Raw genomic sequence first — 23,067 nt, 5'->3', positions numbered from 1 at the left:
GATGAAATTAATGTTAATAAGGTTATTTTCCATTATCGCAGCTACGATCATTGTATCTTTATTATATGGTTCCATCCTTTATGAGCCAACGACTCATGGGCATGGTGTGCATAACCCTTCAGATTTTGCTTCTTTTTCATGGATTTGTATGTACGCACTTCCTATCATAATCCTCTTAGCCCTGCCACTATCTGCTTTGATTGATTATCTATTAAAACCTATCTTTGTCTACAAGTTGATAGCGTACATAGTTGCGGGAATGGTATTTGGAGTATTTGTATCTACTTTCTTCGGCTTATATTCTTCTCCATTATGGTTCATCAATGTGTTGGCAGGGTTCTCGATATTGTTAGTAGTCTACTTCTATCTTTCTTATCATCTTGAACAAAAATATGAAGTTCCAGTTAAATAACCATGGGAAGGAGAAAAGTTTATGATAAAGCCTAGTTCCTTACAAAAAGGCGATCGGGTTGCCGTTATTGCCCCGGCCGGTCCGCCAGACAGAGAGCACTTACTTCAGGGACAACGTGTATTAGAAGAAATGGGGCTCGATGTCGTCATTGGAAAAAATGTTTTCAATGCGGAGGAAGACCTTGCAGCTGCCGGAGAAAAACGCCTTGCTGACTTGCATGAAGCCTTTAGTGATCCGGCTATCCGAGGTGTTTTTTGCGCAAATGGAGGGTTCGGGTCAGCTAAGATTGCTCCTATGATTGATTACGAAAAGCTTCAAAGTAATCCTAAAATATTTTGGGGCTACAGTGACATTACCTATCTCTTGAATGCGATTCAACAGTTCAGTGATCTGGTTACTTTCCACGGACCGATGGTGGCATCCGATCTAAATGACGAACAAATCACTAAAGAGACCGCTTCCTCGTTTGCACCTTTGTTTACAGGTGAGTCTATCATCTATGATTCTCACACATCACGTCTCCAAACGATCGCTCATGGTACAGGTGAAGGACCTTTGGCTGGAGGAAATCTAACGCTGCTTACCAGTGGTTTGGGAACACCTTATCAAGTGAAATCGAAAGGGAGCATTCTCCTCATTGAGGAGGTTGCAGAACCAGCGTTTCGTGTGGACTTGATGCTCACTCATCTCAAGCAGGCGGGGGTGTTTGATGAGGTCCAAGGGGTAGTCTTAGGAAACTTTCAAGCGGATCCAGATGAACATTTTAAAATTAGAAAAGTGCTGCAAAATTTCTTTGCTCATGCACGCTTCCCTGTGGTTGAGAATTTTCTCTTTGGTCATTGCCAGCCCAATTATGGAGTGCCACTGGGAGTAGAAGCGACACTGACTACCTCACCGCCTCAATTGTTGATTGATTCTGGTGTACAATAAATCCAGGGAACTGACATGTTTTGCCGTAAAGGGGTCAATTATGAAGGATTGGTTCAAATATATTCTAATCATCATTTGGATGTTTCTCTTCAATTATTTGGGGAGTGTCCTTGCAATAGCTAGAAATATATATTATATACTGATAGGTTTTCCATTACTCTTGGGTGGTGTGTTTTTAATACGTTATGTATTTGAAAGAAACGATTGAAAAGCTAAATTCATAGTAAGGGGATGTTAACGTTGACTTCAAATGAAAAGGTAAGAGTATGCGAAAAAGGACACAAATATTCTAAAAGCAGCGATTGCCCCACTTGTCCTATTTGTGAAAAGGAACGAAAACCTGAAAGTGGATTTCTTGCCTTGCTTTCAGCACCAGCTAGAAGAGCTTTGGAAAACAATGGTGTTACTTCTTTGGAAATTTTATCAACCTATAGGCAGAAAGAGATTTTGAAATTTCATGGTATGGGACCGGCATCGTTACCGAAGCTTCAATCAGCTTTGAAAGAGAAGGGCTTATCTTTTAAGGAATAATTATAAATGTGGGGTGAAAATATTATGGATTTATCTATTCGACAAGCCGTTCCAAACGATTACGAATCATTGCTGCCGCTATTCAGGCAGGTTCATGAACTCCACGTTTTTGTAAGACCAGATGTATACAAAGAGAATTCTACTCCTGTTGAACCAGAATTCTTTCAGAGCCAGTTGAAGGATGACAACCAGCATATTTTCGTGGCTGTATTAGGTGATGATTTGGCTGGAGTTATCGTGACGAAGGAAGAAGAAGTAGCGGGAAATTCTTTTGTCCAAGCGAGGAAAGTCTTAGTTATCAACAGTTTATCCATTGCTGAAGCCCATAGAAGGAAAGGCATCGGAAAAGAGCTGATGAACTATATATTTGATTTTGGCCGTAGTCTCGCTGTTGATAGTATCGAATTAGGGGTATCGGAGAAAAATACTTCTGCCATTGAATTTTACAGGTCGATCGGTATGGCGACAAAGAGTAGAAAATTGGAGCTGAAAATGAGCTAGCCAGGTCACAAAAGAAGTCCTGAGATATTTTCAGCAGCACTCCATTTAGATGCGAAGCTGTATATCTTTATAGTAAAGCCCAATTTCTCTGCACATCAAGGTAGAGAAATTGGACTTTTTCATTCAATCGAAGTCTTTAAATGAATATTACATGAATCAATCCTTATGAAGCAACCAATCACTGATTTCAGTAATTGACATGCCATCCTTCTTCAACCGTTTGATAGTCTCAATTCTTTCAACTGAAGATACTCTTGGATATCTTCGCGTTAAATTTTCATCGGGTTGTTCAAAGGGGATTAAGCCTGCCTCTGTGTAATATTTTAACGTACTATACCTTGAATCCGTTATTCGAGCTAGTTCTCCTATAGATACATATTCAGATTCTAGAATATCATCTAATGAACGTCTTCTTGACACTTCAATCCCTCCAGGTTAACCAACAGAAGCAATAATCGTAGTAATGGTGTGTGAGATCCGATCGACCATGGCGAAAATTTCTTTATGTGCAGGGTCTTCGCGAAGCTCGGAAATTTTACCTTTAAGCTCATCTTCCTCAAACTCACTAAAATACCGTTTTAAGGTATGATTCCCGATTAATAAACTGGATAGCACGACTGTATCTTTAGAAACCGGTCCCTCTTCCAATAACTCTGCACGCATTTGTTCCACAATCCGCTTCTTAGATTCTTCACCGCCCACAAATTGACTGGAATTTCCTAATACGCCTCCGCTTGTTTTGGTGACAATATTTAATTCCACCAAGGTATCGCCGATGGAATTAAATAATTCTTTAAAAAGCTTCCGGTTCGTAACCAATGCTCTAGCTAATTTCTTAAGAGGAATGGATGTCTCTTCAGAAATCTTGTTATAGACTAAGCGCAGATACTCTTTGTCACTAGGTAAATCCCGTTTAACGGCCACTTCATCCTCAGACAATGAAATGACATCCTCCAAAATGAGTTCCAAAATCCCGCTTGCAATCATATAGGACCGTGTACGCATACTGCCAATAGGAGCAACGCCGCCTTTGTCATTAACAGATAACAATAAATACATTTGAGAGATGCCTATATTCTCCATGAAAAACCCTCCAATTTTACTTATCACTTATTACTTACTACTTACCACTTAACTTTATCATAATCACTTACTCCAAAATTGTCAATATAAGCAAGCATTCAAGGAGGGCGCCAGCCCAGTAACGAACTGAACGGAATAACTATAAAAGGATTTACGGACTTTTGTTAGAAGATAAGTAGAAGGCGGAGTTTGCCAATACATTAAAATGGAAGTGACAGGTATGCAAAAATTATTTGAATACAACTGGCAGGTTCGGGATGATTGGTTTACATGGTGTGAAGCAGTTCCTGAGGAAGAATTATTAAAAAAACGAGTTGGGGGAGTTGGCAGTATTCTGTACACCTTGTTTCACATCGTGGACGTCGAATATAGCTGGATTTGGGGTTTGCAGGGCAAACCAGAACCAGAGGAACCCCGTTTGAATCCTTTGCAAGCTTATCGAAAGTGGAGGAGCTATCAAAGTTGTATCACAGAGAAATTGAATCCTTTATCACAGCCTGGACGGACGAAATGGAAGACAAGCAGCTTACGGAAATCGATTCTAATGGCGAGAGTCTGAGCTTTAGATACGGTGAAATTATGCGTCATGTCATCGCCCATGAAATCCACCATGTCGGTCAATTGTCCATATGGGCACGTGAAATAGGACGGGAGCCCGTTACAGCAAATCTCATTAATAGAGGATTATTTGAATGAAGAGGAGATTGTCTAAGGTGATTGTTTTTATTAAAAAAGAAGGAGAAGCAATGCTTAAGACTGCTGCTATCTATTTGCTGTATGCCTAATCATTTGAAATAATTAGGAAAATAATGATCCAAATATTAACAGGGGGATAAGCTATTGAAGACACTGAGATTAGTAAACTTTGTTATTGCTATCTTAGGAATGGCAGGCGGTTTCTGTCTCTTTTTCATTAAAAGTATAGATTTTTCTTCTATATCTATATCGATATTCTTATTTATTATGTTTTCACTTTTTGGAGTAGAAAAAATTATCGATAAAGAGAAAAAGCTAGGCATTGCATATGTAGTAACCTCACTGGTTATCTTTTCGGGATTCTTTATGGAGGTTATAAGGGGATAAACCATTGATTTACTGCTAATTACAAAAGGAAACGAATAGCTCTTCACAAATGAGGTCAAGTAAATGGACTGGGCCACTTCTTAGAACTCCAATACAGTTGGAGAGGAGGGAGTAAATGACAGATATTAAAGAGATTGGTTTTATGTGTACGATTAATGACCAAGGCATAATTGTGAATGAGTCGAGCATTGATAAGATAGATTCTAAGTATAAAAAAGCGATTGATTATGTTCTGGAATCTATATTAAAATCTTTCTCTTCAAAAATTCACAGTATCTATGTAAGAGGTTCCTTACCTCGAGGCTTGGGTATTAAAGGCGTTTCTGACCTGGATCTTCTTGTGGTTACACAAACTCCATTAAATAATAAAGAACTCCTGGAACTTCAAGAACTCGAAAATAATGGAGTGCATCATTTTCCGTTTATTAATGGACTGGAAATAGGGCTGTATCCCCTAGAAGACGTTGTGAAAACGAGTCACTTCCATATCATCCCATTCATGATCAAGACCTTTAGTGTGTGTCTTTATGGGGATAACTTACAGACTCTGCTGCCTGAATTTAAAGCCGACGAAAAATTGGCGAACGAACATATTGTGAACATAGCATCCCAGCTCCAACAAGCAAAAGACGATCTAATTGGCAACAACGATGAGGAAGATATTAAAGGTTGCTGCACATGGATTATGAAGATCATCATCAGGTGTGGTCTGGCACTCGTACTGATGAAAGAAAATACATACACAAGAGATCTATATCCCGCTTACAACCTATTTTCTAAGCACTTTCCAGAAAAACAGGAAGAAATGAAATCGGCTATAAATTATGCTATCAACCCTTCCGTAAATAACAAAGAGATCCTATCCTTTCTCCGTAGTTTTGGTGAGTGGATCGTTAACCAATCTGATGATTGGCTGGAAGACTATAATCCTCAACGATTGAAACAGCTTCCACTGTGAAAAGGACTAGCTATTTAAATACTATTTTTTCCGGGAGGGTGGACGATGAAGTTTATAGTAATGGCCGCCGTGTGCCTATTAGCACTAGTGATCGTCCCTGGTAGAGTGGCCGTTTCCGTTTCTGACGATCATGAAACCTCTCAAGGGGGCGCAGGGTTAGTTGTAGGTGCTGAAGAAAACTTACAAGCTTTAGAAAACAATGCAGATACAATTATTCATGCTGAAGTTAATGGAAATTATCAAACGAAAAAAGAAGTGTCGGACTCTGAGCATGATGTTTATCAAATGGACCGGGTTTACACGGCAACTGTCGTTGATAGTTTTAAAGAACTAAAGGGTAAACAATATAAAAAAGGAGATAAAGTTGAATTTGTCTATCCAGTAGGATTCAAACAAATGAAAGATGGGAAGCTGGACAAAGATCTTGTGCCACTTTCAGATGAAATCATTCCAATAGAAACCGGAGAATATCTATTATTTCTTGATGACTTGTCCGGATCCTACTTTTTTTCCAACATCAATCATGTTTATAAAAAAGGAAACGATAAGCGATACCATAATATTTCGACTGATAACATCCCGATAATTACTGTAGGAGATCTTAAAGACTAAATAAGAACATAAAAGTGAAGTCTTTACTACTAGAATAAGTTACCTGCTTACTGAAAGCGGTCCATTTTTCAAATGATGGGAGATTGAATTGTATGGTTGAGAAAAGACAAAACATCTCCAAGAAAGACAAAAGAAAAGACATAGCTGGCTTTATATACGTCTTAGCTGCGATCGCTGCTTCCCCATTTCTGAATGATTATTTCAATCTATTCTTAACACCAGTCATTTTGCTGGCATTCTACCCAATAGTGATGTATTTGGTAGAGTTCTTTAATAAAGATAAAAACAAGTAACGATTATGCTTTAGAAAGGAAAAGTGAGGTTGTGAAAACTACTGATTTCTCCAAAGTAGCTGAAGTATACGATAAGAATCCATTTAGATTTGAAGAAGTAAGAGTCGATTCCGACTTGGAAGACTACATAATAAATTCGTCTGAATCAAGCTGCAGAATGTTAGATTTAGCTTGTGGAACTGGGATTTACCTCCACCATCAAGTCACTTCTCTTGGGGAGTATAATATTGAATGGAACGGCCTTGATGCTTCAAAGGAAATGCTTGATCAAGCAAAAGCAAAAGTTGAAAAGGCAGCTTTTGCGCAAGGACGTGCGGAGAATATGCCTTATGAAGACGGAACTTTTAACTTTATAACCAATCATTATGCTTTTCACCATTTTACAGAAAAAGAAAAAGCTTTAGATGAAATTCATCGAGTATTAAAAATAGGCGGCGTGTATAAACTCCATAATATTGATATTTACGGAATGAAGAATTGGTGGATCTATCATTACTTTCCTTCAGCATTACTAGAGGATTACAAAAGATTTTGGACGAAAGAAGTGATTTTCAGAGAGCTCTCTCAACGAGGGTTTGACGTTCGCATTGATTGTAACTATCAAATGGAAAATATTAAAATCGCTGATTATATTGGGCACGTTGAAAATCGGGATATCTCTGTGCTCACTCTCCTTGATGACGAAGAGTATAACCAGGGTCTCTATCGGATGAAGCAGGATTTAGAAGAATCTCCTGACAAAGAGGTGACGAATGACTTTTCTGAATTGATTTGTATCGCTAAAAAAGAGTTATAAAGAATTTTGGAACGAGAAAGGCCTGGATGGGCATAAGAAATGATGTGTTGTTTAATGAAAGATACATAACTTTAAAAGACGAATGGGGAATGGTAAATGTTTAAACATGTAATTGACGAGAATACCGAACTGCGTTTACTAGAAGCAAGGCACGCTGAAGAACTATTTCAACTCACTGATTCTTCTAGAGATAGTTTGCGTGAATGGCTGCCCTGGATTGATGGTACAAAGACAGTAGATAACACAAATGATTTTATTCAAGGAACTTTAAAGCAGTTCAGTAACAATGATGGCTTCCAGGCGGGAATCTGGTACAAAGGAGAATTAGCAGGGGTAGTGGGTTTACATACGATTCATTGGCCAAACAAATCCACTTCCATAGGTTACTGGCTGGGAGATGCTTTTCAAGGAAAGGGATTAATGACTAAGTCCTGCCAAGCAGTCGTAAATTATTGCTTCCATGAATTAAATCTTAAGCGAATCGAAATACGAGTGGCAGCAGGGAATGAAAAAAGTTTAGCCATTCCGCACAGATTAGGTTTCAAAAAAGAGGGGTGTCTTGAGAAGGGTGAATTCCTGTATGACAAATTTGTCGATCATTATGTGTTCGGGATGATTAACGAAGATTAAAATAGCTTTCTTAGGATGTGATGCACAATGTACGAATATAGATTTTTTAATACCATATCCACGAAGGCAGCAGATATATACGATAACAAAGGGGATAAGATCGGGAAAGTAGAAAAGTATTATAAACATCTATGGGAAAGAGTCGTTGATATGCTCTTAAAGGGAAGATTTAGCGGTAACTATAGATTATATGATAGGAATAATAACGAACAAATGAACTCATACAAGAGCTTAAATATTTTTAAAAAACGTCAATACACCGTGGAATACAAAACAGATCATGTAAACAAAACGATTAAACTTGTAGATGAAAAATCTTTTGGTATAGGCGAAATAACATCGTTCACTCTTAATGAGGAAAAATTTATTTTAAAAAAAGACGTAATGGATAAAGCACAAATTAGTAAGGATGATTCTGTAATTGCTGAGTGGGAAAGTTCCATTAAGGTTCCTTTTAAAGCTTACTTCACGCTGAAAGATCAAAAATATGAGAATGATTGCCTCTTATTACTTGGGCTGTTCCATACGTATTTACATGCGGGCTAGAAGTGAAGCAAGACAAAGATGGTAAATAAACCAAAAAGGCTCTCCATAAGCGGAGAGCCTTTTAGTTTATCGTTGAATTTAAAACTGTTTGGAGTATAACTGAGCGTAAGAGCCTTTTCTTTCAAGTAAGGACTCATGCGTGCCTTCCTCCACTATTTTCCCTTTCGACAACACGACTATTTTTTCAGCATTTCGTATCGTAGAGAGCCGATGAGCAATAACAAGCGTGGTCCGTCCCTGTGCTAATAATTCCAGGGATTCTTTTACTATGCTTTCACTTTCATTATCTAATGCGCTCGTTGCCTCGTCCAGAATGAGAATAGGAGGGTTCTTTAAAAATACGCGGGCGATGCTCAAACGCTGCTTCTGCCCTCCAGACAGCCGGACCCCTCGCTGGCCGATTTCGGACTGGTATCCTTGGGGCAAATTCATAATAAATTCATGAGCATTCGCCTGCTTAGCTGCTCGTATGACTTCTTGATCCGACGCGCCGGGGAAACCATAGCGAATGTTTTCTAAGACTGTGCCTGCAAAAAGGTACACATCCTGCTGAACAATCCCAATGCTGTTTCTTAGGAAGGACAAATCAAGCTCTTTCACATTTTCACCATCGAGATAGATCCCTCCGTCCGTTACCTCATAAAACCGGGCGATCAAGGAACTTAAGGTTGTTTTTCCAACACCGGATGGCCCGACAATCGCTACGTATTCGCCTGGCGACACCTTAAAGGATAGTCGATCAAATACGGGATTCAGCGATGGATCATAGTGAAAAGATACGTCTTTAAACTCTAATTGGCCACGTATTTTTAAAAGGCACTTTGGGTTTGCGTCATTCTTTATGGAAGGACGTGTGTTCATAATTTCCATAAAGCGCTGGAACCCAGTAACCCCCTCTTGAAATTGTGTGCTCATGTGAGTGAGCCGCTGCATCGGTTCTACCATATACCCTATATACAGCAAGAAAGTAATCAGGTCAGGCAAATCGAGAGAAGCATGCATAATTTGGATGGTACCGAAAACGACCACAGTAATGGTGATCATTTGAATGAAAGCTTCCATGCCATTAAAAAAGTAAGCCTCTGCTTTATAGGTTCCTTTCCGACTAGCTAAGAATCGCTCATTTTCCTTGTCGAATTTCCTAATTTCCTCCGCCTCATTAGCAAAAGACTGGACCACTCGTATGCCGGCGAGACTGTCCTCGACTTGAGCATTCACATCACCAATTCGCTCTTTATTATTGATTAATGCGCGATTCAGCTGCTTGTTAAAGTAGATGGAAAAGAAACCGAGAACAGGAAGAAAACAAAAGACCGCAATGGTGAGGGGAGCATTGATAAAAAACAAAATCCCGAATGCACCCAAAAATCGCACAAGATACTTAACGTAATCTTCAGGTCCATGATGAAAAAGCTCAGAAACCAATAACAAATCATTGGTGATCCGCGACATCAATTGACCCGTTTTTTGCTTATCATAAAAGCTGAAAGATAGCCGCTGCGTATGCGAAAATAATTCATGGCGCATATCACTTTCCATACGAGCGCCAATTTCATGGCCTTTATAATCGACAAAGTAGTTTCCAACGTTCTGGAGGACTACTAATGCTACCATGCCACTGCCTACCCATAAGACTTGATGAAAGGCAGCAGATAAATCACCTTCCAGCACATCCTTCGTCACATAGCGGACGAGCAATGGGAACAAAAGAGTGAGAGTAGAAGTAACTAAAGCACAAACTAAAACGAAAAGAAATGTTTTTAAATAGGGTTGGTAATAGGAAAGAAATTTTTTTACTGGAAAATTCATAACTTGCCCCTTTTATTGTGTTATTGGCTTAAACACATATAAGGGGAACCGTAAACGTTTAAGAAGGTGTTCCACCCTTATATGTTTGTACGGTTAAAGCGATAGCGTTTTTCATGTAAACAGCCTCCTTTTCTTTGTTACATATAATAGTAACCGTTTTCATTGTGAAATTGAATAGGGAATTATCCATTGGTTTATGCGTTATGAAAGTGACAGATCATTTTAAAAGTAAATGGATAGAAATGAATGATTTTGAGGTTTATTAATAATAGGTATAAGTGATGTAGGTAAAAGCCCAAAAGTAGTATGTGATATAGTAAAAAAAACGTAAGGGAGCCAAACCTATGCAAAAACAAGTGTTATTCATTCAAGGTGCAGGGCAGGGAGCATACGAAGTGGACGGGAAATTAGCGGGCGATTTACAAGAAGCACTTGGCATTGAATACCATGTACTGTATCCGGAAATGCCCAATGAGGAGGAGCCTGAGTATGGAACATGGAAAAGTGAGATTGAAGAATGTCTCAGAAGGATGGATGGTGAAGTGATTCTAGTTGGCCACTCTGTGGGCGGTGCGGTTCTGTTGAAGTATATTTCTGATGAGAAGGTTTCAAATAAGATTACTAGTTTGTTTCTGATCGCACCCCCATATGATGAGACAGTCTTGACTGAAGATTCCTCCGCAGCGCTTGATAAAGTACCCAAGATTTACTTTTATCATAGCCGCGACGATGACATTGTACCTTTTTCTCACCTTACCCATTATGCGGAAAAACTCCCTAAAGCAACTTTTCGAACGGTAGATGGGCGTGGACATCAGTTTTCCAACGACCTGTCCGAGGTGGTTGAGGATATAAAAGGGTTGTAAAACGTGGCATGGTTGCTGACGTTTACATCTTGAGTAAGTTACAACTATGGGGGGATTACATGTGGTTTAAAAGTTTGCTATTTCTCATGCTGTTAGTGGTATTGGGATCTTCCTATTACTTTTATCAACAAAATCAAATAGTTTTCGGAAATGATTCAAAAGCCATAAAGGAAATCATTAAGTCGAAAGAAAGATATGAAAATAAAAACATTTCATTGCTGGATAGTAGAGACTTTGGTGATTTAAGAGTGGCAGGATTTCTATCAAATCATAATCCATCTATCATTGAATTTAAACGGGATGAAGATGGGAACTATAGATACCAGGGTATAGAGACAAGACATAACGCAGATATAAGTTCCTTTTTTATCCATCCATTAATCCGCGACAATAAGAAAGCGTGGTTGATGTATATCACCAATCGAAGTATATCACCAATCGAAGTAATAAAGTAGAAAAAATGGAAGTTGAAGTAAATGGTGAAAAAATCACTAAAGATTTCAAATATGAAGACCCGCATGTGTATGTAATCAAGCTGCCGAGTACTAATAAAAAAGGTTACACATTTAGAAATTATAAATATTTTAATGCACGTGGAGAGCAAGTAGATAGTTAATGCTTGTAAATTTATAACCCCCGAACCTCTTATTTGGTTCGGGGGTTTTCTAAATATCATTCTATTGTTAACCCTCTTAAGGAGGAAAAATTAATTCCTAATCAAATAATCAAAAGCACCAAGAGCCGCATTCGCTCCGTCGCCCATAGAAATAATGATCTGATTGAACGGGCTGTCTGTACAGTCTCCCGCTGCAAATAGACCAGGGATACTTGTAGCGCTGCGCTTATCAACAATGACTTCGCCTGTGTGCGTACGATTTATAGAGTCGTCCATCCATTCGGTGTTTGGAAGCAGGCCGATTTGGACGAATACGCCGTCTAGTTCGATCTGTTTCTCTTCATTGGTCGCACGGTCTACGTAAGTCAGACCTTCGACATTGTCTGTGCCTGTGATTTCCGTCGTTTGTGCGTTGGTGTGCACGGTGACGTTCGGCAGGCTGTTTAAGCGTTCTTGAAGCACTTCATCGGCTTTCAGTTCAGAACCGAATTCAAGTACGGAAACGTTCTTCACGATGCCGGCAAGGTCGATCGCTGCTTCCACACCAGAGTTTCCTCCGCCAACAACGGCCACGTCTTTGCCTTCAAATAGCGGGCCATCACAGTGAGGGCAGTAGGCAACGCCTTTATTCTTGAATTCTTCTTCACCAGGAACGCCTAACTGACGCCAGCGGGCTCCGGTTGAAACGATGACGCTTTTACTTTTCAGTACGCCGCCGTTATCGAGTTCAACCTCGAATAGGTCGTTCTTCTCGATGCCTTGGACACGTTGAAGATTCATCACATCAATGTTGTAATCCTTCACGTGTTCCTCCAGGCTAGCTACGAACTTCGGTCCTTCAGTCTGTTTGACACTGATGAAGTTCTCAATGCTCATCGTATCAAGCACCTGGCCGCCAAAGCGTTCAGCGACAACGCCCGTGCGGATACCTTTACGGGCAGCATAAATCGCTGCACTCGCTCCAGCAGGTCCGCCACCGACGACAAGCACGTCATAAGGATCTTTATTCGTGAATTCTTCCGGAGCAGGTCCATCGCTGATTTTGCCAACGATTTCTTCCAGTGTCATGCGGCCGCCGCTGAAGAATTCTCCGTCCATGAATACGGAAGGCACGGCCATCACGTTATTATTCTCCGCTTCTTCTTTGAATGCGGCCCCATCAATCATCGTATGAGTGATGTTCGGGTTAAGAACACTCATCATGTTGAGCGCCTGCACAACGTCTGGACAGTTATGGCAGCTTAAGCTGACATACGTTTCAAAGTGATACTCACCGCTAATGTTCTTGATCTGGTCGATCATGCTTTGATCCGCTTTCGGAGCTCTTCCGCTCACTTGTAGCAGGGCAAGCACCAGCGAAGTAAATTCGTGACCTAAAGGAACACCGGCAAACGTAATCCCTGAATCTTCTCCCGTTCGGTTCACACTAAAGCTCGGGGTGCGTTTTAACTGCGTATTTTCAACTGTAATGCGAGGGGACATCGATGCAAGCTCATCTGTAAGAGCTTGCATCTCTTTGGAAACATCGTCATCTCCGGCACTGACTTTCAGTACAATGTCTCCCTCCAGCATTTGAAGGTATTGGTTTAATTGTGCTTTAATTTCGGCATCAAGAACCATGTCTGTCACTCCTTAGATTTTACCTACTAGATCAAGGCTTGGGGTAAGGGTATCTGTCCCTTCTTCCCATTTAGCCGGGCAAACTTCGCCAGGATTGTTGCGCACGTATTGTGCTGCTTTAATTTTGTTAATGAGTGTATCTGCGTCACGGCCGATTCCGCCTGCGTTAATCTCAACGGCTTGAATGACGCCATCTGGATCGATGATGAACGTACCGCGGTCAGCAAGACCAGCTTCTTCGTCCAGTACATCGAAGTTACGTGTAAGAGTTTGAGATGGGTCACCGATCATTGTATATTCGATCTTTCCGATTTTTTCTGAGCTGTCGTGCCAGCCTTTGTGGACGAAGTGAGTATCTGTAGACACAGAGTAAACTTCAGCGCCCAGCTGCTTCAACGCTTCGTAGTTATTCTGTAAATCTTCAAGCTCAGTCGGGCAGACGAATGAGAAGTCTGCTGGGTAGAAGCAAACAACGCTCCATTGACCTTTGAAATTCTCTTGATTCACATCAACGAATTCACCTTGTTTAAATGCGCTCGCTTCAAATGGTTGTACTTCTTTTCCGATTAATGACATGAAAAATTCCTCCTATGTGATAAGTAATTTATAATAATTCTAATCCGATACCTATTATTATATAGGTTTTATTTTTTGTCAACTATTGTCGATTGCTAATTTTAGCATCGGGAGCGGATACCTTTCTATAAGGACTTCCCCCAAGTAAGCTTTCATATTAGGACAAAAATAAAAAGGTTCATTCTCTATAAGTGAGAACGGACCTTTTTTCATTTGTCTTCTTCTATTGATACCCTGAATGAACCGTGGAAAAACATATATAGATCTATCCGCTCCTTAAAAAAGGGATCCCTGACGGAGTAGTGCCTATAAATTCATTTTCTCATTTACCGTTTGATTATATTTCTGCAGCAGCCGGCCGAACGTTTGACGTTCTTCTTCCGGCCAGTCTTGCAGAATTTCTGAGAGTCGTTCAAACCGCCGCTGTTTATTCTCGGCTAATTCCTTGGCACCGAGCTCTGTGATGCGGTAGAAATAGGCTCTGCCGTCTTCGGGGTTCGGCGTTTTATCAACGTAAGACTTATCGACGAGCGCTGCGGCCTGCCTGCTTACTGTCGAAATATCCAGATGCAGCTCCACAGCAAGCGTCTTCACGCCAGTGGGGCCATTCGTGGAGAGCTGGTGAAGCAGGATGTATGCAGATCGATCGAGGCTGTCGTTTCTCTTTTCCGTCATGACGATTCTGCGGATGAAATTGGTGACTTGCTGTTCAATTAATTCAAGTGTTGGTTCACTCATCGTTTCCACCTCAAGTTTAGTCTTTCTATCCGTAATGATATCCAAAACGAAGTGAATGTTCAATTTATTACCGCCTGGTTGACAGTAATGATTAGGTAGTTGTATGATACAAATAAATGATTGTATCATACAACTATAAAGACGGGGGAATGGGAATGCAAGCGCATGAAATGATGATTAAAGAAGTTTTCAAGGTAAGAGAAAAGGATAGTGTCCGTTCCGTGATTAAAGGGTTTATCGAACACCGGATCAGTGGAATGCCGGTCGTTAATGATCAAGATGAGATGGTCGGTTACGTAAGCGATGGAGATATTATGCGCCACATTGGCAAGCACAAAGATTTTTACGTGGATTCGCTTTACACGGTCACCGTCGTTCAAGGCGATCAGGTTGAATTTGACGAACGAATTAAGAAGATTTTGGATCTCCATGTAATGGAAGTGGCTAAACGAAAAGTTATTCGTGTGGAATGGGATGTTAAGAGTGAAGACATTGCCGCCATTTTAGGTAAAAAGCAGATTAAAAAGCTGCCTGTGGAACAGGATGGCGTGTTAGTCGGGATTATCAGCCGCGGAGATGTGATCCGCAGAACCTTTGCATCCATTTTATAAAAAGAATGCTTAAAGAAGCGAGGAGAAATGAAAACATGTCATCAAGACCAAATCCAGTACCCAATATATCGATTGCGGAACAACCGGGAATTCTGAAGCAGCCCAAAGCCGTTTGGGCCGTTTTTTTTGCTTGTATTATTGCTTTTATGGGGCTTGGGCTGGTGGATCCGATCTTACCGGCGATCGCTGGCCAGCTGAATGCGTCGCCGAGTGAAGTGACGTTGTTATTTACCAGCTATAATGCTGTGATGGCGGTGGCGATGCTAGTCACTGGGGCGATTACGTCACGGATCGGCATGAAGAAGACCCTTTTATCAGGGATCGTCATCATTGCCTTATTCTCAGCGTTAGGCGGCTTTTCCAATGGCATTTGGGAGCTGGTCGCTCTCCGCGGCGGATGGGGTTTAGGCAATGCTTTATTCGTTGCCACGGCCTTAACGGCAATTGTGACGCTGTCCAACAGCGGCAACGCCAAGGCAATTATTTTGTATGAAGCGGCCATCGGGCTTGGGATTTCAGTTGGACCGCTGATTGGCGGCTGGCTGGGGGCAATTTCCTGGAGAGGGCCGTTTCTAGGGGTAGCAACCCTGATGGTCATCGCGTTTATCGGGCTTACCACGCTCATGCCTAAAGCGAACACCGTCCAAGCGACCCAGAAGAAATCGTCGCTGCTCGATCCATTTCGGGCTCTTAAGCATCGTTCGCTGTTAGTGTTTGGAATCGCAGCCGCGCTGTACAACTTCGGCTTCTTTACGCTGCTCGCTTTCGCTCCGTTTGTACTCGGTCTGGATGAGCACGGATTAGGCTTTGTGTTTCTTGGCTGGGGGATTCTGCTTGCGATTACCTCCGTCTTCATGGCACCGAAGCTTCAGCAATGGTTCGGCACCGTCAAATCGATGTGTATGATGCTGACGTTATTTGCCCTTGTACTGCTTTCCATGGGAATTTGGACGTCTACACAGTGGGTCGTAATTGCTGCTGTGGTGTTTGCCGGGGCACTGCTTGGGAACAACAATACGTTGATAACGACAGCGGTAATGAATGCAAGTCCCGTGGAGCGGCCGACCGCCTCTGCGGCCTACAGCTTTCTTAGATTTTTAGGCGGGGCAATTGCTCCGTATTTAGCCGGCAAGCTTTCCGAGATTTATAATTCCAGCGTGCCGTTTTACGTGGGAGCTGCGTTTGTATTTCTTTCGGTGTTGTTTATCTGGGGAAACAAGAAGCATATTCATCATGTGGATGCCGCTGAGGGAGGGCATGAATAGAGGTTCAAGAAAGCCCTCTGGAATTTGTCGTCTTCATTGTATTAGAAAGTTTTATAAAGTCACCCGCTTCCTCCGCAAAGGAAGCGGGTGACTTTATTATTTCCAGCAATTTTTGGTTCTTCAGGCAGGGCAGGGGTAGAGCTTTACCATAAAATAGTGTTAATTTGGTGAGAGTGCGATCATAAGAAAAACACCTAATCACTGAGACTCACTTGACATTCACCTCATTTCAATAAAAGATAATGGTAATAACAGTGAGGGTGATGAAGTTGAAGGACTCCATAGATATTCTAATAATTGAAGATGATGAGGATATTAATCGCTTACTATGTACTATTGTTCGGAAAAGCGGCTATTCTCCTAAGGCGGCTTATTCAGGAACGGAAGCAGTGATTCACTTGGACAGCCAGAAATGGGACATGGTATTACTTGATCTTATGCTGCCAGGTTTGTCTGGTGAAGAGGTCTTAGAAAAGGTGACTAAAGAGAGTAATGTTCCCATTATTATTATTTCGGCAAAACTTGAAATACAATCCAAGATTAATGCGTTAAGAGCCGGTGCGGATGACTATATAATTAAACCCTTCGATATCGACGAGGTGTCGGCAAGAATTGATTCCTGCCTTAGAAGGTATCGTCAGCTCCCGGGTGGGACCACGGCCCATGAAATCAGCCATAAAGATATGATGATAGATACGAATGCCAAACGGGTGACAGTAAATGGAAATGAAGTCAAGTTAACGGCCCGTGAATATGAGATCTTACTGCTATTGATGTCCTCCCCTCATAAGATCTTTTCCAAGGCGAATTTGTACGAGAGCGTCTGGGGAGAGAATTTCTACGGGGACGACAATATCATTAATGTCCACCTCAGTAATATCAGGCACAAGCTCGCGAAAGCAAACCAGCATGAAGAATACATTGAAACCATCTGGGGGATGGGCTGCAAGCTTAAATCTTAAGGTTTTCTTAAGATTCTACTTAAGACTTTCTTATGGTTTCCTTCTTATAGTAAAAGAGTGTTCAGAATGATGCTGAACACTTGGAAGAATGATTTAAGGAGGGAGAAATTCCATGAATGAGTATGTTCTGGCTACCAGCCAACTGTCTAAAGAATATAAAAACGTAATGGCGATTCATAAAGTAAGTGTAAGGATCAAAAAAGGGTCTATTTATGGGTTTATTGGACAAAACGGTGCCGGTAAATCAACATTAATCCGCCTAATAACCGGACTTGCGTATCCAACTACAGGCACATTTGAATTATTCGGGGAGAACAATAAGCGGAATATCATTGAAGCTAGAAAAAGAATCGGAAGCATGATTGAAGGTCCTGCTCTATATCCGCAAATGACAGCAGCTGAAAATTTAGAAGCGCATCGTCTATTGAAAGGAATACCGGGAAAAAATTGTATTGAAGAAACTTTAAAGTTAGTAGATTTGCAGGATACACGCAAAAAGAAAGCCAAGGATTTTTCTTTAGGAATGAAACAGCGCCTCGGGATTGCTATAGCCTTACTCGGAGATCCGGAATTTCTAATTCTTGATGAGCCTATTAATGGACTAGACCCAATGGGAGTAGTTCAAATCCGAGAATTACTAAAGAAGCTTAACCAGGAATATGGGATTACCATCTTAATCTCCAGCCATATCTTAAGTGAGCTTCATTTATTAGCTACTCATTATGGAATCATCCATAAAGGCGAATTGTTAGAGCAATTATCCGCTAAAGAACTGCATGACAAGTGTCAGCAGTACTTGCATATTAAAACAGATGACCCAAATAAAACGGCGAGTGTGATTGAAAATCAGTTATTAACCAACGAGTTTGAAGTGTGGCCAGATGGAACCATTAAGTTATATGCCCATGTTCATGAACCTAGAAGAGTTTCTCAAATTCTAACCAATGAAGACTTGATCATCGAAGAATTTATGCCAATGGGAGAGAATTTGGAAACTTACTTCAGCAAGCGCATCGGTGGTGTTCAGCATGGGTAATCTCTTGAAAACAGAGTGGTATAAATTAAAGAAAGACCGATCCTTCCGATTCCTTACGTGGATGTTAATCGCTGCTGCAGTATTATTCCCTTTATTAAAATTCAGTGATGGTGCGGTTGACCTGCCCACAGTGGAAGATTACTATAGAGAGATTGTTCTTGGGACCCATGCAAGTATAATAAAGCTTATTCCCAGTATTTTAGCAGGGTTCTTTATTACAAATGAATACTCGATAGGTACGATGAAAAGTATGGTGTCTTCAGGAAACAGCAGACTGCGCATCTACTTTGCGAAGCTTATTGTGTTTTCGGCAGGAACGATCATTATATCGCTGATTTTGCCTGTTATCATGACAGGAGCCTGCTCCCTCTACTTTGGATTTGAAGAAATGCCTGGGTGGTCCTATTATTTGGAAACAATTTCCCTGATTACCTTATACGGGGCTGCCTTCGCATCGATTATGGCCACGTTCTCTATCTTGTTTACCGATAGTGGAAAAACCATAGGATTTCTTCTACTATTCTTTATATTTGCCGATTGGCCGCTGCAAGTATTAGCAGCTAAAGTACCCTTCTTTGAACCTATTCTTAATCACTCTGTTTTTAAATTAGTTTACGACATTATTATGGTGAATCACTTGAACAGTAGTGATAGTATGTTTGTTGTCGTTGTTCCTATTTTAACTTTCGTATTATTTGGGTACTTAGGAAGCCTTATATTTCAAAGAAAAGAAATTAAGTAAACAAGGAAGCGCGGGTGAAGGCAATGGTCTATTTAATCATCATAGTTATGATCGGATTCACCTATGTCCTCACCCGTTTCTGCTTATTAAAAAAGGAAATAAAAAGCGCAGCTCACCAGCTCGATCAATACAACCAAAATCATACAGGTAAAAAGCTGACGATTAACTATTATGATAAAGATTTCGAGGAACTTTCGAAGGAAATAAATAATCAGATTGATTTAACTAAACAGGCAGAGGCAGAAAAGCTCTCTACCCAAAATGAGTTAAAACAGGCCATATCTCATATTTCTCACGATATTCGGACACCGATGACATCTATCTTAGGATACATTCAATTCCTGGAATCGGATGAAATCAGCCATGAGGAAAAGAAGAAATCTATAGAAACGATAAAAAATAGTGCAGGAAGATTAAAGGTCTTACTGGAGGACTTCTTTGAATTGTCCGTTATTGAACAAGCAGATTACCCTTTGAAAGTGGAGAAGGTCAGGGTAAACGAGTTGATTATGGAGTCTCTATTTGGATTTCACGAGGAATTTAAAAAGAATCATATAGAGCCGGAAATCAATATGGACGAGAATGAGATGATCCTGATGACCGATTCCTCGGCAGTTAAGAGAGTGGTAGAAAATTTAGTAATGAATGCCATTAAATACTCCACTCAAGACGTGACCATCCAGCTGAAGAAAGTTCATTCAGCCGTTCAACTTCAGATTTCCAATTCTGTTGATCAGATGAGTAAACAAGAAGTCAACCTCATGTTTGATCGGTTTTATAAAGCAGATCAAACTAGAACAGGAAGCGGAGCAGGGCTTGGGTTACCCGTTGCTAAAAGTTTAATGGAAAAAATGAACGGGAGTATTTATGCAGATGTAAAGGAAAATCAATTAACGATGGTTTGTGAATGGAACGTAAGCCATACTTTTTGATCGTTTCCTTTCTTCGTGACACTGGAAGATTAAGGGTAGATGGGCAGATCGATAATGAAATGGATAGGGTAAAGGGTTAGGACAATTCTTCAAGCTGGAGAATTGTTCTTTTTTTATGTCAGAAAACGGCCGTGATGTACGGGGCAGCAGACTTATTCAGTTACAGCATTCCATGCATTTATTTGCTTATCGTATTATTAGCAATAAATTTTTATTGTAATACGATAAATCTTTATTTAAAATGAATATAATGAATAAAGAAACGAGGTGCTTTTCATGGGAAAAGTGACAACAATGTTTTTAAAAATAGCTGTGATTCTATTGGGGGTCCCAGTTCTTGCCTTATGCATCTTCTTGGTGCCAGAGTTAGCGGACGTTTCAGTAGAATTGCTTCCGGAGTTTGGGGCTATAAAGGTTCTGGTTTATATGGTGTTCGATGCATCGGCGATCCCTTTTTACTTTGCTTTGTATCAGGCTTTCAAACTTCTACGGAATATTGACAAAAATAAAGCTTTCTCTGATTTATCTGTAGATGCTTTAAAGAAAATCAAATACTGTGCGATTACCATCAGTGTTTTACATTTGTTGGCTTTACCATTATTTTATCTCTTTGCGCAGGCGGATGATGCACCAGGAGTTGTCCTTGTTGGGTTGGCCGTTCCATTTGCTTCCGTGGTGATCGCAGTGTTTGCTGCGGTTCTCCAAAAACTTTTACAAGATGCAATAGCTATTAAATCAGAAAATGATTTAACGGTCTGAGGTGAATTTATGACGATTATTATAAATGTTGATGTGATGCTGGCGAAAAGGAAAATGAGTGTTACCGAACTTTCTGAGAAGGTGGGAATCACGATGGCGAACCTATCGATATTGAAAAATGGCAAGGCGAAAGCGGTTCGGTTATCTACGTTAGATGCCATTTGTAAAGCTTTAGAATGTCAGCCGGGAGATCTATTGGAGTATCGCAGTGAGGAAGATCGTTAAGCATGGAACAAAATCTAATCTTTATTGAGGAGGCAGGAACATGGATGCGAACAATTTGGTTCTTAATCATTTGTCTGACCCACATGAACTGGAGAAAATCTATCGAAAAGACCCGAAAGCCTTTAAACATCATTTCTCAAACGCATGGGAACAACACCCTGACTCTCAGGTGCTTGGCGTCTGGTATGAAAGGCTGCATTTCATGGAGACACCAACGAATCATAACCCCTCTCTGATGAACAAAACGTTCTTATTCATGGGACTTTTAGCTATTCTAGCGGGAATAAGCACGAGGATCCTATTTCATTTTGTCGAGCAGGAAGCCATCGCTCCTATTAATCTGGCTTTTGGAATCTTTCCATTTATCGCTGCCTATTTTATTTATAGCCATGCGCCTAATAGAAGGATTACGTATTCCCTTGCAGCGTTATTCATCATTTCCGGAGTTTATCTTAATTTACTGCCATTAAATAATAGCGATCCGATTATCCTTGTTTATTTACACCTCCCCCTATTCTTGTGGGTATTGCTAGGGATTGCCTTTACAGGAAACCGCTATTCACAAGGCAGCAGAAGGTTAGCCTATCTTAAATTTAATTTGGAATTTGGGATTCTCTATGCCAGCATGGCCGTCAGCGGAATGGTGTTAGCCGCATTAACGATGCAGTTATTCAGCTTTCTTGGCCTCAATATCGAGGATTTCTATTTTAGTAATATTGTTTTAGTGGGGGCAGCCGCGCTCGCTATTGTGGCAGCCTATCTCGTATCCATGAACCTTAAACTTGCTAAGAATATCACACCTTACCTAGCAAAAATTTTCAGCCCCCTTGTCCTGATCACATTGCTGGTCTATCTTGCGGCGGTTATAGGGCTGGGAAAAAATCCATTCCTGGACCGCAATTTCCTGATCGTTTTCAACGGAATTCTCCTTGGTGTATTGGCGGTCACTATATTTTCTATTACCGAAAGAGATTCAGAAGAGAAAAAGAACCTTTCTGATTATATCCATGTGGCCTTGATCGTTCTTGCGTTAATCATCGACACTGTGGCTTTGTCAGCCATCGTGTTCAGACTTTCTTCGTTTGGAATGACTCCTAATAGAATTGCTGTGTTAGGAGTAAACCTGCTTATATGGGCAAATCTAATTTGGATTCTGTTCACCTATCTACGCTTTTTACAGAGCAAATCCGGACTTTCAACGATTCAAGATGCGGTTACGAAGTATTTGCCGGTCTATGGACTTTGGGCCGCATTTGTAACCTTTACTTTTCCCATAATCTTTCATTAGAAAAGGGATTTCCAAGGGACTGGGGAAATAAATTTTCTCAGTCCCATTATTCAATCAGGTTCCCCTCATTTAAATCACTGACTTGAAAGGCTACCCTTCTATTATCATATCTTCCTAAGAAAGCCACCTTTCCGTCGATAATTTTCATGAACGTAAAGACAATACTCTGCCCTTTAATTTGGTCATTTTCTTCATACCAGGTTCCTTGCTGTTCAAGAACAATATTGTGCCCTTCAGCAAAGCGGCGAAGAGTATGAAGGTGGAGGTTCGCTCGCTTTACCCAGTCCCCTAAATGTTGGCTGCCCCTAATGGAACCTTTTGGCCCCATGATTTCGATATCTGAATGGGTGAAATGGAGTAATCCGGGGATATCCTTTTGGTTGGACTTTTCCATCCATTTTTCTGCCGTTTCAATCGTTGAATGAAGCACTGCTTGATTCGACTGGTGCTGGGAAAAGGCCGTAATTCTTTCGTCGAGCTCCTCAGCTCGGATGCCAAGTGTGTCCACTAGTAGACTTCTGGCTTCAGCTGCATTGGATTCATCAAGAAACAAGCAGGACTGAATTAAAATCTCCCGCAAGCTTGAGTACTCACTTTCAGAAAATACTTCTCCAAATGGTTTCGTTTTCAGATCAGAATCATTCATC

At 40.8% G+C, this 23,067-nt stretch carries 29 protein-coding genes and 1 pseudogene; 23 read left to right on the top strand and 7 right to left on the bottom strand.

Going from position 1 to position 23,067, the window contains the following annotated elements; all coding sequences use genetic code 11:
* Nucleotide 1 precedes the first annotated feature (1 nt).
* The 4 genes from Q7A53_RS16855 (at nucleotide 2) to Q7A53_RS16840 (ending at nucleotide 2,374) form a co-directional block, all read left to right on the top strand.
* Nucleotides 2-412 carry a hypothetical protein gene (locus tag Q7A53_RS16855; protein ID WP_411790357.1) on the top strand — a complete coding sequence of 137 codons (411 nt, stop codon included), beginning with the start codon at nucleotides 2-4 and terminating at the stop codon, nucleotides 410-412.
* A gap of 21 nt (nucleotides 413-433) precedes the next feature.
* The gene (locus Q7A53_RS16850; protein WP_411790356.1) at nucleotides 434-1,342 is read left to right on the top strand and encodes a S66 peptidase family protein; all 909 of its coding nucleotides are present in this window, start codon (nucleotides 434-436) and stop codon (nucleotides 1,340-1,342) included.
* Between the two features lie 240 nt (nucleotides 1,343-1,582).
* Nucleotides 1,583-1,873, top strand: coding sequence for an RNA polymerase alpha subunit C-terminal domain-containing protein (locus Q7A53_RS16845; protein ID WP_411790355.1), 291 nt, complete (start codon nucleotides 1,583-1,585; stop codon nucleotides 1,871-1,873).
* Nucleotides 1,874-1,897: 24 nt separating this feature from the next.
* Entirely contained in the window at nucleotides 1,898-2,374 is a 477-nt protein-coding gene (locus Q7A53_RS16840; protein ID WP_411790354.1) for a GNAT family N-acetyltransferase, read from the top strand.
* A gap of 156 nt (nucleotides 2,375-2,530) precedes the next feature.
* On the opposite strand, the gene Q7A53_RS16835 is transcribed toward Q7A53_RS16840, so the two are convergent.
* On the bottom strand, nucleotides 2,531-2,794 hold the full coding sequence (locus Q7A53_RS16835; protein WP_411790353.1) for a helix-turn-helix domain-containing protein: 264 nt from the start codon (nucleotides 2,792-2,794) through the stop codon (nucleotides 2,531-2,533).
* A gap of 15 nt (nucleotides 2,795-2,809) precedes the next feature.
* Entirely contained in the window at nucleotides 2,810-3,457 is a 648-nt protein-coding gene (locus Q7A53_RS16830; protein ID WP_411790352.1) for a GPP34 family phosphoprotein, read from the bottom strand.
* A gap of 220 nt (nucleotides 3,458-3,677) precedes the next feature.
* Between Q7A53_RS16830 and Q7A53_RS16825 the strand changes: the two are divergent.
* The 8 genes and pseudogenes from Q7A53_RS16825 (at nucleotide 3,678) to Q7A53_RS16790 (ending at nucleotide 8,375) form a co-directional block, all read left to right on the top strand.
* Nucleotides 3,678-4,153, top strand: a pseudogene (locus tag Q7A53_RS16825) (DinB family protein).
* 144 nt (nucleotides 4,154-4,297) lie between these two features.
* Nucleotides 4,298-4,540 carry a hypothetical protein gene (locus Q7A53_RS16820; protein WP_411790351.1) on the top strand — a complete coding sequence of 81 codons (243 nt, stop codon included), beginning with the start codon at nucleotides 4,298-4,300 and terminating at the stop codon, nucleotides 4,538-4,540.
* 115 nt (nucleotides 4,541-4,655) lie between these two features.
* Nucleotides 4,656-5,498: a nucleotidyltransferase domain-containing protein gene (locus Q7A53_RS16815; RefSeq protein WP_411790350.1), complete on the top strand. Its 843-nt coding sequence runs from the start codon at nucleotides 4,656-4,658 to the stop codon at nucleotides 5,496-5,498.
* Between the two features lie 45 nt (nucleotides 5,499-5,543).
* Entirely contained in the window at nucleotides 5,544-6,110 is a 567-nt protein-coding gene (locus Q7A53_RS16810; RefSeq protein WP_411790349.1) for a hypothetical protein, read from the top strand.
* Nucleotides 6,111-6,202: 92 nt separating this feature from the next.
* Nucleotides 6,203-6,403, top strand: a complete 201-nt coding sequence (locus tag Q7A53_RS16805) for a hypothetical protein (RefSeq protein WP_411790348.1) — start codon at nucleotides 6,203-6,205, stop codon at nucleotides 6,401-6,403.
* A gap of 31 nt (nucleotides 6,404-6,434) precedes the next feature.
* Nucleotides 6,435-7,199 (top strand): class I SAM-dependent methyltransferase, encoded by a 765-nt coding sequence (locus Q7A53_RS16800; RefSeq protein ID WP_411790347.1) that lies wholly within the window; start codon nucleotides 6,435-6,437, stop codon nucleotides 7,197-7,199.
* Between the two features lie 96 nt (nucleotides 7,200-7,295).
* The gene (locus Q7A53_RS16795; protein WP_411790346.1) at nucleotides 7,296-7,829 is read left to right on the top strand and encodes a GNAT family N-acetyltransferase; all 534 of its coding nucleotides are present in this window, start codon (nucleotides 7,296-7,298) and stop codon (nucleotides 7,827-7,829) included.
* Between the two features lie 27 nt (nucleotides 7,830-7,856).
* Nucleotides 7,857-8,375 carry a tubby C-terminal domain-like protein gene (locus Q7A53_RS16790; RefSeq protein WP_411790345.1) on the top strand — a complete coding sequence of 173 codons (519 nt, stop codon included), beginning with the start codon at nucleotides 7,857-7,859 and terminating at the stop codon, nucleotides 8,373-8,375.
* Between the two features lie 78 nt (nucleotides 8,376-8,453).
* On the opposite strand, the gene Q7A53_RS16785 is transcribed toward Q7A53_RS16790, so the two are convergent.
* A complete protein-coding gene (locus Q7A53_RS16785) occupies nucleotides 8,454-10,184 on the bottom strand; it encodes an ABC transporter ATP-binding protein (protein WP_411790344.1) in 1,731 nt (576 codons plus the stop codon).
* 344 nt (nucleotides 10,185-10,528) lie between these two features.
* Between Q7A53_RS16785 and Q7A53_RS16780 the strand changes: the two genes are divergently transcribed.
* On the top strand, nucleotides 10,529-11,050 hold the full coding sequence (locus Q7A53_RS16780; RefSeq protein WP_411790343.1) for an alpha/beta hydrolase: 522 nt from the start codon (nucleotides 10,529-10,531) through the stop codon (nucleotides 11,048-11,050).
* A 59-nt stretch (nucleotides 11,051-11,109) separates the two neighbouring features.
* The gene (locus Q7A53_RS16775; RefSeq protein WP_411790342.1) at nucleotides 11,110-11,505 is read left to right on the top strand and encodes a hypothetical protein; all 396 of its coding nucleotides are present in this window, start codon (nucleotides 11,110-11,112) and stop codon (nucleotides 11,503-11,505) included.
* A gap of 251 nt (nucleotides 11,506-11,756) precedes the next feature.
* Here Q7A53_RS16775 and ahpF read toward each other — a convergent pair whose 3' ends face one another.
* From ahpF to Q7A53_RS16760, 3 genes are all read right to left on the bottom strand, one after another.
* Entirely contained in the window at nucleotides 11,757-13,286 is a 1,530-nt protein-coding gene (ahpF, locus tag Q7A53_RS16770; protein WP_411790341.1) for an alkyl hydroperoxide reductase subunit F, read from the bottom strand.
* A gap of 12 nt (nucleotides 13,287-13,298) precedes the next feature.
* Nucleotides 13,299-13,862 (bottom strand): alkyl hydroperoxide reductase subunit C, encoded by a 564-nt coding sequence (gene ahpC, locus Q7A53_RS16765; RefSeq protein WP_411790340.1) that lies wholly within the window; start codon nucleotides 13,860-13,862, stop codon nucleotides 13,299-13,301.
* 306 nt (nucleotides 13,863-14,168) lie between these two features.
* Nucleotides 14,169-14,600 (bottom strand): MarR family winged helix-turn-helix transcriptional regulator, encoded by a 432-nt coding sequence (locus tag Q7A53_RS16760; protein ID WP_411790339.1) that lies wholly within the window; start codon nucleotides 14,598-14,600, stop codon nucleotides 14,169-14,171.
* A gap of 155 nt (nucleotides 14,601-14,755) precedes the next feature.
* Between Q7A53_RS16760 and Q7A53_RS16755 the strand changes: the two genes are divergently transcribed.
* The 9 genes from Q7A53_RS16755 to Q7A53_RS16715 all read left to right on the top strand — a co-directional run bounded on the left by Q7A53_RS16755 (nucleotide 14,756) and on the right by Q7A53_RS16715 (nucleotide 22,420).
* A complete protein-coding gene (locus Q7A53_RS16755; protein WP_411790417.1) occupies nucleotides 14,756-15,211 on the top strand; it encodes a CBS domain-containing protein in 456 nt (151 codons plus the stop codon).
* A gap of 35 nt (nucleotides 15,212-15,246) precedes the next feature.
* Nucleotides 15,247-16,476 (top strand): MFS transporter, encoded by a 1,230-nt coding sequence (locus Q7A53_RS16750; protein ID WP_411790338.1) that lies wholly within the window; start codon nucleotides 15,247-15,249, stop codon nucleotides 16,474-16,476.
* 269 nt (nucleotides 16,477-16,745) lie between these two features.
* Nucleotides 16,746-17,438 carry a response regulator transcription factor gene (locus tag Q7A53_RS16745; RefSeq protein WP_411790337.1) on the top strand — a complete coding sequence of 231 codons (693 nt, stop codon included), beginning with the start codon at nucleotides 16,746-16,748 and terminating at the stop codon, nucleotides 17,436-17,438.
* A 112-nt stretch (nucleotides 17,439-17,550) separates the two neighbouring features.
* The gene (locus tag Q7A53_RS16740; RefSeq protein ID WP_411790336.1) at nucleotides 17,551-18,474 is read left to right on the top strand and encodes an ATP-binding cassette domain-containing protein; all 924 of its coding nucleotides are present in this window, start codon (nucleotides 17,551-17,553) and stop codon (nucleotides 18,472-18,474) included.
* Entirely contained in the window at nucleotides 18,467-19,216 is a 750-nt protein-coding gene (locus tag Q7A53_RS16735) for an ABC transporter permease (RefSeq protein ID WP_411790335.1), read from the top strand. The genes Q7A53_RS16740 and Q7A53_RS16735 overlap by 8 nt, the downstream gene beginning before the upstream one ends.
* 23 nt (nucleotides 19,217-19,239) lie before the next feature.
* The gene (locus Q7A53_RS16730) at nucleotides 19,240-20,148 is read left to right on the top strand and encodes a sensor histidine kinase (RefSeq protein ID WP_411790334.1); all 909 of its coding nucleotides are present in this window, start codon (nucleotides 19,240-19,242) and stop codon (nucleotides 20,146-20,148) included.
* A 276-nt stretch (nucleotides 20,149-20,424) separates the two neighbouring features.
* On the top strand, nucleotides 20,425-20,907 hold the full coding sequence (locus Q7A53_RS16725; protein ID WP_411790333.1) for a DUF2975 domain-containing protein: 483 nt from the start codon (nucleotides 20,425-20,427) through the stop codon (nucleotides 20,905-20,907).
* A gap of 9 nt (nucleotides 20,908-20,916) precedes the next feature.
* Nucleotides 20,917-21,132 carry a helix-turn-helix domain-containing protein gene (locus Q7A53_RS16720; protein WP_411790332.1) on the top strand — a complete coding sequence of 72 codons (216 nt, stop codon included), beginning with the start codon at nucleotides 20,917-20,919 and terminating at the stop codon, nucleotides 21,130-21,132.
* A gap of 40 nt (nucleotides 21,133-21,172) precedes the next feature.
* Nucleotides 21,173-22,420, top strand: coding sequence for a DUF4153 domain-containing protein (locus Q7A53_RS16715; RefSeq protein WP_411790331.1), 1,248 nt, complete (start codon nucleotides 21,173-21,175; stop codon nucleotides 22,418-22,420).
* 46 nt (nucleotides 22,421-22,466) lie between these two features.
* Here Q7A53_RS16715 and Q7A53_RS16710 read toward each other — a convergent pair whose 3' ends face one another.
* On the bottom strand, nucleotides 22,467-23,066 hold the full coding sequence (locus Q7A53_RS16710; protein ID WP_411790330.1) for a hypothetical protein: 600 nt from the start codon (nucleotides 23,064-23,066) through the stop codon (nucleotides 22,467-22,469).
* Between the last annotated feature and the right edge of the window lies 1 nt (nucleotide 23,067).

Origin of the sequence: Halobacillus rhizosphaerae, assembly GCF_046719735.1 — a bacterium.
GTDB classification, from domain to species: domain Bacteria; phylum Bacillota; class Bacilli; order Bacillales; family Halobacillaceae; genus Halobacillus_B; species Halobacillus_B rhizosphaerae.
Note: the sequence above shows the minus strand (reverse complement) of the source record. Positions and strands in the feature narration are given on the sequence as shown.